General features: G+C 73.0%; 8 protein-coding genes. 4 read left to right on the top strand and 4 right to left on the bottom strand.

The window, feature by feature from the left end:
- Positions 1-271: 271 nt before the first annotated feature.
- Complete coding sequence (locus I6A60_RS30685) at positions 272-643, bottom strand: WhiB family transcriptional regulator (protein WP_013424101.1); 372 nt, start codon at positions 641-643, stop codon at positions 272-274.
- A gap of 990 nt (positions 644-1,633) precedes the next feature.
- On the opposite strand from I6A60_RS30685, the gene I6A60_RS30680 reads away from it, so the two are divergent.
- From I6A60_RS30680 to I6A60_RS30670, 3 genes are all read left to right on the top strand, one after another.
- Positions 1,634-2,995 (top strand): acyltransferase family protein, encoded by a 1,362-nt coding sequence (locus I6A60_RS30680; RefSeq protein ID WP_203018552.1) that lies wholly within the window; start codon positions 1,634-1,636, stop codon positions 2,993-2,995.
- Positions 2,996-3,597: 602 nt separating this feature from the next.
- Entirely contained in the window at positions 3,598-4,914 is a 1,317-nt protein-coding gene (locus tag I6A60_RS30675; RefSeq protein WP_203018553.1) for an acyltransferase family protein, read from the top strand.
- Positions 4,915-5,196: 282 nt separating this feature from the next.
- On the top strand, positions 5,197-7,203 hold the full coding sequence (locus I6A60_RS30670) for a GAF domain-containing sensor histidine kinase (protein ID WP_203055760.1): 2,007 nt from the start codon (positions 5,197-5,199) through the stop codon (positions 7,201-7,203).
- Between the two features lie 54 nt (positions 7,204-7,257).
- On the opposite strand, the gene I6A60_RS30665 is transcribed toward I6A60_RS30670, so the two are convergent.
- From I6A60_RS30665 to I6A60_RS30655, 3 genes are all read right to left on the bottom strand, one after another.
- A complete protein-coding gene (locus I6A60_RS30665) occupies positions 7,258-7,953 on the bottom strand; it encodes a response regulator transcription factor (protein ID WP_232425431.1) in 696 nt (231 codons plus the stop codon).
- Positions 7,954-8,388: 435 nt separating this feature from the next.
- Positions 8,389-9,657 carry an MFS transporter gene (locus tag I6A60_RS30660; RefSeq protein ID WP_203018555.1) on the bottom strand — a complete coding sequence of 423 codons (1,269 nt, stop codon included), beginning with the start codon at positions 9,655-9,657 and terminating at the stop codon, positions 8,389-8,391.
- 213 nt (positions 9,658-9,870) lie between these two features.
- Positions 9,871-10,710: a rhomboid family intramembrane serine protease gene (locus I6A60_RS30655; RefSeq protein WP_203018556.1), complete on the bottom strand. Its 840-nt coding sequence runs from the start codon at positions 10,708-10,710 to the stop codon at positions 9,871-9,873.
- Positions 10,711-10,902: 192 nt separating this feature from the next.
- On the opposite strand from I6A60_RS30655, the gene I6A60_RS30650 reads away from it, so the two are divergent.
- The gene (locus I6A60_RS30650; RefSeq protein ID WP_307873945.1) at positions 10,903-12,192 is read left to right on the top strand and encodes an MFS transporter; all 1,290 of its coding nucleotides are present in this window, start codon (positions 10,903-10,905) and stop codon (positions 12,190-12,192) included.
- Positions 12,193-12,282: the final 90 nt, after the last annotated feature.

Raw genomic sequence — 12,282 nt, 5'->3', positions numbered from 1 at the left:
AGGGCGGCGCGGAGCCGGACGAACCGTAGCTGGGCGACCCTCCCGCCGCCGAACGCGCGGATGGCGTCGAGCGTCGTGGGGGGGGGCGCCGGCCCCCCCGGGGGGGGGGCCGCCCCGGGGGGGGGGGGGGGCGGGCGGGCCCCACGGCCGGCGGGTGGTGCGGGAACCGCGAGGGATCAGTTATCGGGTGATGCTGATGATCGGTCGTTCTCGGCGCCTGCGGGGACGGGCACCCGGTGGAACGGGTGGTGATCGGCGCCCGGTCCGCCGGTCAGCCGGCGGCGACGGCGGCCGCTGGCAGCAGCCGGTCGGCGAGCAGAAGGGCGTCCTCGGCCGAGATCCGGCCGCGGGGGATGAGATTCGCCCGCTGGTCTGAGGTGAGGCCACCCCATACGCCGTGCTCCTCCTGACGGAAGATGGCGGTGGCCAGGCACGGCCGGCGCACGGCGCAGGTCGAGCAGATCTTGCGAGCCCGGGTCTCGGCCGCGGCGCGTGCCTTGGTGTTGCGGCCGTCCGGTGGGAAGAACGCGTCCGGGTCGCCGTCGCGGCAGGCCGCGTCCTGACGCCAGTACGCCGGCCAGCCTGGGCCGAATGGCTGCGGCTCCAGGTCACGACCGGGAAGAACGGGGACGCCCGCGCTCATCGAACCGCCTCCGTCCGGGTGGTGCGAGACAAGGTGATCATGTTACTGGTGAGTAGAACGGTGGGCTGACTGGGCATACCGTCTCCTGCGACTGATGCGGACAGGCGGGCGGAGGACCGCGGCCACGGCGCCACTGTGGGCACGCCGACCGTCGGTCCGACCTGGTTGAGCCGAGTAGCCCCCGGGTGATCCGTGCGAGGACGGCGCATTTGCCCGGTGAGCCACCGATGCACCGCTGCGTGGAAACGAACCCGTCTCGTCTCGTTAACGGAGGAACGTAGACGTCTCTCGACCGGATGACAAGGGTTCCGGAACGAGGGCGTCCGAATACCCCGGGCCCCGCTGGCGAGTGCGATGAGTCATTTTCTGACTACCAAGGGTGGTCGCGGCCTGAAAGGTTGGCCGGGCCTCCACGGGGCTCGGGGGGGGGGGGGGCGCCCCCCCCCCCCCCGCCTCCCGCCGGCGGAGCGCGTCGGGAACCCATGTCATACAGGCATTTTGGCGGTCGCCCTTATCGGGTCGTCAGTGCCACAACCCGCGTCGAGACGGCACTCGGTGCCGGAATTGCCGGCGCGTCCGGGCGGGCGATGTGGCGTCCGGGCGGCCGGCCGGGCGCCGCGATGACCCAGGTGAGCGGGCATTTCCGACCGACCCTGTCGCCGAAATGTGCGTAGTACCACAACCGGTCGCCAGGTCTTGAAAGCACCGTGGTCACGCGTTATGCGGATCGCCACGGATGGTCCCCGAGGGACAGTGCGAGGCGTCCGCCCGGCGTCCTCCGTCCGCCCGGCGCGGCCGGCCCGCCACCGCCCTTACCAGGCCCGAACGGCGTCCGTAGTGCGCTCGGTCGGCCGGCCTAGGGCGAAATCATGGTAAAAGCGTCTTTAGTCATTCGTCAGGAATGTGCGGAACCCGTGGCTGGCGCGGCTTGGACGGCGCGTGGCAGTGGAGCGCGCGAACGTGAGGAGTCCGAGTCGGCGTGGAGGGCGAGTGACGGCGGTCGAGGTGCCGGCCCCAAGGGTTCGGCGCGCGGCGGCGCCCGTGCGGTACCACTACCTGGACGCGCTGCGGGCCGCGCTGATGTTCATGGGCGTCTTCGTCCACGCCGCGCTCGGCGACGACCGGGTCTTCCGGCTGATCGCGCACGTGTCCGGGCTGTTCCGGATGAACGGGTTCTTCCTGGTCTCCGGCTTCTTCTCCAGCATGCTGGTGCTGCGCTACGGCGCTGGCCTGATGGTGCGGCGGCGGCTGCTGTCGATCGGGGTGCCGCTGGTCGCGGTGCTGGTGCTGCTCAACCCGATCGCCCGGTGGCTCATGTACAACCAGTACAACCCGCGCGTCGGCCTGGGCGACTACCTGCTCGGCCACCGGGTGGCCCACCCGGACGGCCCGATGACCTGGCATCTGCAGCTGTGGTTCCTCGTCTCGCTGCTGGTCTACACGCTGTGCTCGACCGTGGTGTTCTCCGCGCTGACCAGGCTGTTCGCGACCCGCGGGTTCGACAGGGTGGCCGGGAGCCGACCGAGGACGATGGCGGCGCTGATCGCCTTCGTCCTGCTGGCGACCCTGGTGCTGCAGGGCGGCTACCAGCTGGCGCTGCGCCCGGTGACCGAGTCGACGCCCGCCGACTACGTGGTGCACGCGACGCTGCAGTACCTGCCGTTCTTCATCGTCGGCATGGCCCTGTTCCTGGACGGCCAGCGGCTGCTGCCGGCGTTCAGCCGGCCGGCGCCGGTGCTGCTGGTGGCCGCCGGCTGCCTGCTGGTAGTCGCGGAACGCGGGCTGGTCGCGCCGCTGGGGACCGAGCTGGGGGACGCACTGGTCCGGTCGGTGTTCGCGCTGGCCGTCGTGGCGAACCTCTTCGCGATCTTCCAGCGGATCGTGACCCAGGAGCGGCCGATCCTGCGTTATGGCGCGGACGCCGCCTACAGCGTCTACCTGTTCCACTATGTGACGATCTACGCGCTCGCGGCGCTGCTCGGGATCGGCGTCGACGCGCACTGGCCGAAGCTGCTGCTGATCACGATGTTGACGTTCGTGATCACCCTGTCGGTGCACCACTTCCTGATCCGGCGGTTCCACGTCCTGGCCGTGATCTTCAACGGGAAGTTCAACATCGGCAAGCCCAGCCCGGCCCCGGCCCCTGTCGGGCGGCCGGCGTTCGCGGCCGGCCCGGCGGCGGCCGGACCAGTCTCGGCGGCGGCCGGACCAGTCCCAGGACCGCGGCCGGAGGACGGCGACCGCCGGATCGAGGCGCGACCCGAGGCGCGCGACGTCACGCACGTCGCCAGCCCGCGGGGTGGCCGGCACCGGGCCCCCAGGGGGCCGGACCGTCGCCTGGCCGGTCGCTGAGCCGGGTCACTCCCGAGTCGGAAGACCGCGCTGCCGCCGGCCCACCAGTTCCCCTGCGCAACCAGTGATCAAGGCGGCCCCAGGCCCCATCCGGGAGGCCTTGATCACTGGTTGCGGAGGCAAAGCGGCGGTCGATACCCCAATATGTCCCCTGTTTCCCTGCGCAGTTCTTGATCAAGGTGTAGCGGCCAGCCGATGGTCGGCGTCTGCGCAGGCAAGTCGGCGTCGCGGATCGGCCGGGCCGACCACTGCGGGCGCGTTCTGTCGATCACGATGCCGATTCCGGGGGCAGGGGTCGAGTGATATCCGACACCGGCAGCTTTCGGGCGCTCTCCCGCGCGGCGAGGCACGTGAGTCCCGGCAATGCGGCCTCGCGATCGCCCGTGACGTGACCGTCCGTGTCGGTTTGAACGGCTTCTGTGGTTCCTGCGGGCTCCCGGGGGAGGGTGCGATCACGGTAGGAGTGCAAGAAGGCTATTTTCAATGGAATTCCGGCGTCGTTGACGTTTGGGCAGAGTGTGGAAGTTCGGGCAGTGGAATGCGGCGTCGGCGGTGGAGCTGTCGCGTGATCGCGAAGAGACCGGAGCTGGCGTGGAGGGCAAGTGACGGCGGGGCACGCGCCGGCCGTGAGCACGCCGGGGGCGTCCGCGCCGGCCCGGTACCACTATCTGGACGCGCTGCGGGCAGCGCTGATGTTCATGGGTGTCTTCGTCCACGCGTCGGCGATCGGTGACGTCCGGACCTTCCGGCTCATCGCCAGCGCGTCGAACCTGTTCCGGATGAACGGGTTCTTCGTGATCTCCGGATTCTTCGCCAGCATGCTGGTCCTGCGCTACCGCCCGGGCCTGATGGTGCGGCGGCGGCTGCTGTCGATCGGGGTGCCGCTGGTCGCCGTGCTGGTGCTGCTCAACCCGATCGCGCTGTGGCTGATGTACAACCAGCACAACCCACACGTCAGCCTGGTCGACTACCTGCTCGGCCACCTGGCCGAGCACCCGGCCGGCCCGCCGCGGTACTGGCATCTGCACCTGTGGTTCCTCATCGCGCTGCTCGTCTACACGCTGTGCTCTCCCGCGGTGTTCGCCGCCCTGACCGTGCTGTTCAGGACTCGTCCGTTCGGCTGGGTGGCACGCAGCCGGCCCCGGACGATGGCGGGGCTGGTCACCTTCGTCCTGCTGGCGACCCTGGTGCTGCAGGGCGGCTACCTGTTCGCGCTGCGCCCGTTGATCGAGACGACGCCGGCCAACTTCGTGGTCCGCTCGACCCTGCAGTGCCTGCCGTTCTTCGTCATCGGGATGGCGCTCTTCCTCGACCGCCAGCGGCTGCTGCCGGCGTTCAGCCGGCCGGCGCCCGTGCTGCTGATCGTCTGCGGCGGCCTGCTGTGCGCGGTGAAGCTGGACCTCGCGGCGCCGCTGGGGTCCGAGCTGGGCGACGAGCTGGTCCGGGCGGCGCTCGCGCTCGCCATCGTGGTGAACCTGTTCGCCTTCTTCCACCGGTTCGTGAACCGGGAGCGGCCAAGCCTGCGGTACGGCGCGGACGCGGCCTACAGCGTCTACCTGCTGCACTACGCGCTGATCTACGTCCTCGCCGCGCTGCTGGGGATCGGCGCGAACGCGACCCTGCCGAGCCTGCTTCTGATCACCGCGCTGACGTTCGCGATCACCCTGTCGGTGCACCACTTCCTGATCCGGCGGTTCCGCGTCCTCTCGGTGATCTTCAATGGGAAGATCAATATCGGCAAGCCCGGCGGGGGCGGCGCCGAGGTCCGTCGACCCGCCGTCGCGGCCGACGCGACGGCGCCGTTGCGGCTGCCGGGACAGCGCTCGGAATACCGCGACCAGCCCCCGTCGCCGGCACCCGTCCGGGGCGACGACCCCTACCGTCGGCGGGGCGGCCGCCACCGCGCTCCGAAGGCGTAAGCGGGGCCGTGGCTAGCCGGTCCGGGCGGCACCTCGGTGCCGGAAAGTTGGGCCATCCGGCGCGCCGCGTGAGGCTTTCGGGCAGCTACCGGGGTTGACGGCACCGTTCGGGTACCTTCTGGTTGCCCTCCGTCGCGATGACGAGACTGTGAGCCGGGCGCGACGTCGTATTGTGCTGGGCAGAGCGGCCTGGTTCCGGCTGTCCAGGTCCGGCCGGGCCCGAGCCATACGGCTGCTGTCGTCCGGGCACGCCGGCCACGATGGGGTGGAGGTGGTGGAACGGTGACCAGTGAGGCCGGGCAACCCGCGCCACCCGTCGCCGCCGTGGTCGCGGCCCAGTCCGCCACCGGCGGGCGCCCCGCGGTCGGGGCCCAGCCCACCGCCGGCCCTGCAGCGGCCGGCGTTCACGCACCCCCTCGTGCGCCGACGGCGGACCCCGCCACTCCGGCCGTCTGGCTCCCCGCCCGCCAGCGGCCGGCGGCCGGTGCGCGCGCGACCGCCGGACCGGGGCTCGAAGAGCGGATCGAGCGGATGCTTCACCAGCTCGGCGACCGCGTCGGCGACGCCCTCGCCGCGCACGACCGGATGCGTGGCCTGGCGGACGCGCTGGCCGCCGTCGCCGGGCAGCCGAACCTGGCGGCGACGCTGCGGCGCGCGGCCGAGGTGGCCTGCCGGCTCGCCGACGCCCAGTACGGGGCGATCGGCGTGCTCGGGCCCGACGGCCGGGTCCTCGATCTGGTGCAGGGCGGGCCGGACCCGGCCGGGCCGGCCCGGGTTGGGAGGGTGCCGGGTGGCCGCGGGCAGCTCGGCGCGGCCCTGCGCGAGTCGTGGGCCCACTGCCTGGGCGCCGCAGCCGGTGAGCCGGAGGCAGCGGACCTCCCGACGGGACAGCCGGCGTTCGGCGCGTTCCTGGGCGCGCCGATCACGATCCGCGGGGCCGCGTTCGGCGACCTCTACCTTGGCGGCAAGCGTGGCGGCGGCCCGTTCACCAGCCAGGACGAGGACCTGGTGCTGGCGTTCGCGGCGGCCGTCGGCCTCGCGATCGAGAACTCCCGGCTGCGGGACGAGGCGCGCCGCCAACAGGCCTGGCAGGCGGCCAGCGGCGAGATCACCGCGGCGCTCGTCGCGGTGCCCGAGCCGTGGGCGGCCCTGGACCTGGTCGCGAGCCGGGCCCGGCAGGCCACCTCGGCGTGCCTGGCGGCGATCGTCATCCCCGACCCGGCGGCCGGGATCATCGTCACGAACGCCGACGGCTCAGGGGCCGACCGGCTGTGCGGCCGCAACCTGCCGGTCGAGCGCAGCCCGCTCGTCGAGGCGATGCGGGTCGGGCGGGCGCGGGTCGTCGCCGGGGCGGAGCTGGCCGACCTGCTCGGACCGGCGGCCGCACAGCTGGCGCTCGCCCGCGTGATGGTGGTGCCGATGGTCGCCGCCGGCCGCGCGGTGGGTGGGCTGCTGCTCGGGACGCCCGAGACCCAGCCCGACGGTGCCCCCGGGCCGGTGGCCGACCCGCTGGGCCGGGCGGTCGGCGTCACCCCGTTCGGCGAGCTGGATCTGCGGATGGCGACGGCCTTCGCGGGTCAGGCCGCGCTCACGCTTGAGCTCAACCGGCTGCAGCGCGACCGGGAGCGCCTCGCGGTGTTCGAGGACCGGGACAGGATCGCGCGCGACCTGCACGACGTGGTGATCCAGCGGCTGTTCGCCACCGGGCTGCAACTGCAGGGGATGACCCGGTCGATGCCGGCGCCGGTGGCGGCCCGGGTCGAGGACGTGGTCGGCGAGCTGGACCAGACCATCACCGAGCTGCGGCACACGATCTTCTCGCTGAGCTCGCCGACGGCGGACGGCGCGGCGCTGCGGGCCGAGATCGAGCGGATCGCCGGGCAGGCCGAGCACTCCGTCGGCCTTCGCCCGGCGGTTCGGATCGAGGGGCACGTCGAGCGGGTGCCGGTGGTGGTCCACCCGCACCTGCTGGCGGCGCTGCGGGAGGCGCTGTCGAACATCGCCCGGCACTCGCGGGCCACCCGGGTGCAGGTGCTGGTCCGCGCGACCGATGACGACGTGCTGGTCGAGGTGCACGACGACGGGGTCGGCCCGGGCGGGGCCGGGGTCACCAGCGGCCTGGCGAACCTGCGCAGCCGGGCGCACGACCTCGGTGGGCACATGGAGTTCGGCCCGGGGCCAGGCGGCGTCGGTACCCGGGTGCGCTGGCAGGTGCCCACCGCCGAGCGGCCCGCACCGGCCGACTGGGCGTCCAGCTCGACGCCGCCGCCCGGGCTGCCACGCCCGTGACCCGCGCCTGACCTGCTTGAGGGCCGGCGGTGTCGGCCCGGCCCGAACCGCCGGTCAGGTACCGAGCTTGGTGGCGAACACCGCCGCCTGGGTGCGGCTCTCCAGGCCCAGCTTGGACAGCATGCTGGACACGTAGTTCTTGACGGTCTTCTCCGCCAGGTACATCCGGTTGGCGATCTGCCGGTTGGTGAGGCCCTCGGCGATGAGCGCGAGGATGCGCCGCTCCTGGTCGGTGAGGCCCGCGAGCCGCTCGTCCTCGGCGGGGCCCTGCCGCAGCCGGTACAGCACCCGCGGGGTGACCTCGGGGTCGAGCAGGGACTGCCCCGCGGCGACCCGGCGGACCGCGTCGACGAGGGCGGCACCGCGGATCTGCTTGAGCACGTAGCCCGCCGCGCCGGCCATGATCGCGGTGAACAGCGCGTCCTCGTCGTCGAACGACGTGAGGATCAGGCAGGCGATGCCGGAGTCGTTCGAGCGGACCTGCCGGCAGACCTCGATGCCGCTGCCGTCCTGCAGCCGGGCGTCCAGCACGGCCACGTCCGGCCGCAGGGCCATGATCTGCTCGAGCGCCTCGTCGGCTCGGCCGGCCTCGCCGACGATCTCGATGTCGGGTTCCTCGGAAAGCAGATCACGCAGCCCGCGGCGAACGACCTCGTGGTCGTCGAGCAGGAAAATGCGGATCGTGCGGCCGGGCGGGGGAGCGGGCTGACCGGTCGCCACCGAGGGCGACCCGCCAAGACCAGGCGACATGCTCGCGGCCGTTCGGGCGTTGCCCGCCGCGGGAATGTCCGCAGATACCTCTGACACCGTTGACCCCGCCAGACCCGCAGTCGTTGAAGACTCTCCGTATGTCACCTGATGCAACGAGAGTATAACGCGGCCGTTGAGGGCCCCAGAGTTGTCTGATGATCGAAGTGATTCGCCACTAGAGCGCTAGGGTCGGAAGGAACGGTAATTCGTCCCGAGTGATTGTATGAACTCGCTGGGCGACATCTGCCCTGTTCAGGCGGCTGTCGGGCGCCAGTTCGCCACGGCTGGTACACGCCAGGCCGAAGGTCGTGGCTGTCCGCCGTGGGTCGGCGCGTTTCCGGTGTTGGTCCGGTGGGTTGCCGTCCGCACGATGGTGTTATGCCGCCGGTGAGCAGCCCACTGAGGGACACGCGGGCCGGGCGGGTCTAGACCGGTCTAGGCCCGCTCACCGGACATCTCGGAACGGCTCACCACGACCGTCTCCGGGCCGGCCGCGTGGGCGGGACCGTCTGCGGCCGAGGCGCCGAGCAGGGCCCGCCGGCCGCTGAGCGCCGCGAGGCCGACCAGGACCCCGGCGCACGCGGCCACCGCCCAGCCGGACCGGGCGCCGAACCGGTCGATCGTCGCCCCGGCCGCCGGCGCCCCCGCGGAGATGCCGGTGACCAGCGCGACCTGGAGCCAGGCGAAGCCCTCGGTACGCGCGGCCGCCGGCACCAGCCGCTCCATGACCGTGTTCGCGCCGACCATCGAGGGCGCGACCGTCGCCCCGGTGATCACCACCAGCGGCACGAGCAGCGCCACGTTCGGCGCGGCCAGCGGCAGCCACAGCGCGAAGGCCATGAATCCGCAGGCGGCGAGGAACCGGCGCGCGAACGCGTCCCCGGCGGGCCGCGCCCCCCAGAACAGCCCGCTGGTCGCCGACCCGAGCGCGAACAGCGCCAGCAGCACGCCGGAGAACGCGCCGAGGCCGTGCTGGCGGCCGAACGCGACCGTGGTCACGTCGGTCGCGCCGAACGACACCCCGATCGCCAGCAGCACCAGCAGCAGCGCGCGCAGCGCCGGGTCACGGAACACCCGCGGCCGCGGGGCACGGCCGGCGGCGGCCGGCCGCGGCCCCGGGTCGGTGCCGCGCTGGGCCGCGAGGGCCAGCGTCCCGACCGTCAGCAGGACGCCGGCGGCGACCAGTCCGGCGGCCGGCGCGACGGCGGTCGCGAGCACGGTCGCCAGCACCGGCCCGGTGATGAAGATGACCTCGTCGACGGCGGCCTCCAACGAGAACGCCGCCCCAAGCAGGTCACCGTCCGTCAGGCAGGCGCTCCACCGGGCCCGGCTGCAGCTACCGGTCGGCGGGAACACCCCGCCCATGACCGCCGCGAAGACGTACCAGAGCGGCCGTGGCGCACCGGTACCGACGGTCACCAGCAGACCGACCAGACCGACGAGATGGCCGACCAGGCACAGCACGAGCACCCTGGCCTGGCCGAAGCGGTCCAGTGCCCGGCCGATCCGGGCCGCGCTGAGCGCCTCGCCGAGTGTCGCCGCCGCGACGACGGTGCCGCCGACGCCGTAGGAGCCGGTCACGTGCTGGATGTAGAGGATGGTCCCGATGCCGAGCATCGAGATCGGGATCCGGCCGACGAACGCGGCGAGGACGAAGCGCGTGGCACCCTCGGTCGTGAGCGCCCGCCGGTATACGGAGGCCATGGCCGGTCCCACCCTGCCTGACCTGCTGTCCGGGATCCACCGTATTACCGGCGACCCCCCTCACAGCACCACGCCCGAGAACCGGCGCCGCCGACCCAGCCAAGATCCAGACCTCCCGTCCAGACCGGCGACCGACCTCCAGGGCTGCCATCAGCAGACGCGGGAGGGCGCTCAGCGCCCGACAGCGCGGGGGCCGTCCAGGCCCCCGCGCACTTACCAACGGGTGCCGCGGACCCAGCGGGTTCGTGGGGCGTGGCGGCGTGGGTCCGGGCCGGCGGCGCGCAGCCTCCGGACGAACGGCAGCGCCACCAGTGCGCCGAAGACGAACCCGACCACGTGCGCCCCGTAGGCGACCGCGCCGCCGGAGGACACGCCGATGCCGGCGAAGTACAGGTACTGCAGCACGAACCAGAACCCGAGCACCAGCCAGGCCGGCAGCCAGAACGGGATGAAGAAAAGGATCGGCACGACGCCGATCACCCGGGCGCGCGGGAAAACCACCAGGTAGGCGCCGAGAACGCCGGCGATTGCGCCCGAGGCGCCGATCAGGGTGCTCCGCGAGTCCGGTTGGGCGAACGAGAAGCCATAGGCGGCGACGAACCCACAGGCCACATAGAAGAACAGAAACCGCAGCCGGCCCATCCGGTCCTCGACGTTGTTCCCGAAGACGCCGAGAAACAGCATGTTGCCGAGCAGGTGCACCCAGCTGCCGTGCAGGAACATCGAGGTCAGCACCGACAGGATCGGGTTCTTCTCGAACGCCGGCGGCGAGCTCACCTCGCAGCCGGTGGTGCCGTCCGGGTTGAGCCCGATCTTCCCGGTGTCGGCGACCGGCAGCTGCTTGTCGCTCATCAGCTCCTTCGGGATCGCCCCCCACTCCTCGAAGAAGCGCCGCTGCTCGCAGACGTTCGGGCTGGTGCCCCGGTGCAGGCCCATCACCGCGGTCGACACCGGGGTGAACAGCACGAACACGAGGACGTTCACCGCGATGAGCAGCCAGGTCATGACCGGCCGACGTCTCAGCGGGTTGATGTCGTGGATGGGGATGACCACGTCCGCCATCCTGCCGAACCCGGCTTACCCGGGCGCCCGCGGGTCCGTCGCCCCAACGGTCCCCGCCGTCGGGAACTACGATCGCCGGCTCGCGGCCCTCCGGTTCGCGCGGGTCGCCGGACGAAACCCCCGGTGGTCTCCGTCACGTGCCCGGCGGGAAGCCGTGACGCCGACGGGGGCATTGTCACTCCCGTGCGCTCTGTGAACCCGCCGTCGACGGCCGGCCCATCCGTGACCTCGGCGCCCGGCGGGGTGCCCGCCTCCGCGGGCCGGGGTGTGCTGCGCGGCGGGGCCGCGCTGGCGGCGGCCGCGTACGCGTTCGTCGTCACCATGGCCGGCACGACGTTGCCTACGCCGCTGTACCCCCACTACCGGGCCGAGTTCGGCTTCTCCCAGCTGGTGGTCACGGTGATCTTCGCGACGTACGCGGTCGGGGTGATCGCGGCGCTGCTGCTGTTCGGCCGGCTGTCGGACCGGATCGGCCGGCGAGCCACCCTGCTGCCGGGACTGGCCGTGTCCGCGGCGAGCGCCGTGGTGTTCCTGCTCGCGGGCGGCCTGCCGGCGCTGCTCGTCGGGCGGCTGCTGTCCGGCCTGTCCGCCGGCATGTTCACCGGCACCGCGACGGCCGCGATCGTCGACCTCGCGCGGCCGGGCCGGGCCGGGCGCGCCGCGTTGCTGGCTACGGTGGCGAACATGGGCGGCCTGGGCTGCGGCCCGGTGATCGCGGGCCTGGTCGCCCAGTTCGGACCGGACCCGCTGCGGTGGACGTTCGTCGTCGACCTGGCGCTGCTGGTTCCCGCCGCGCTGGCCGTGCTGCTGCTGCCGGAGACGGTGTCGCCGGCGGCTCGGGCCGCGAACCGGGCCGGCGGCGGTCGGCTGGTCTCCCGGCCGCGGGTGCCCGACGCGGCGCGGGTGGTCTTCGTCCGGGCGGCGCTCGCGGGTTTCGCCGGTTTCGCGGTGCTCGGCATGTTCACCGCGGTGTCCCCGGCGTTTCTCGGCCAGGTGCTCCACCAGCATGACCCGCTGGTCACCGGGCTGGTGGTGGCCGCCGTGTTCGCCGCGTCGGCGGCCGGCCAGGCGCTGGCCCGCCGGACCGGGCCGGCGGCCGGGCTGTGGCTCGGCTGCGGGACGCTGCTCGCCGGCCTCGTCGCCGTCGCTCTGGCGCTGGTGTTCGCCTCGCTGCCGCTGCTGGTAGTCGCTGGGGTGGTCACCGGGGCCGGCCAGGGGCTCAGCTTCGCCGCGGGGCTCGGCGCGCTGCTCGCCGCCGCGCCGCCGGCGGCCCGCGGCGAGACGTCGTCGGCGTTCTTCGTGGTGGCCTACGTCGCCATCTCGGTGCCCGTGGTCGGTATCGGCGTGCTGGCCGAGCTGACCGCGCTGCGGACCGCCGGACTGGTGTTCATCGTGGTCGTCGCGGCCCTGGTGGTGACGGTTCTTGCGCTGCTGCGCCGCAGCGGGACCCGTGGCGGCGCGGCGGCCGGTTAGGCCCCCGGCGCCCAGACGACGACGGCGGCGGCCCGGCCGAGGCCGCCTGGCTCGCTGGTCGCGCGCGGCGATCCGACAGAGTGGGGTGAG

Source organism: Frankia sp. AgB1.9 (assembly GCF_016786355.1).
Lineage (GTDB): Bacteria > Actinomycetota > Actinomycetes > Frankiales > Frankiaceae > Pseudofrankia.
Note: the sequence above shows the minus strand (reverse complement) of the source record. Positions and strands in the feature narration are given on the sequence as shown.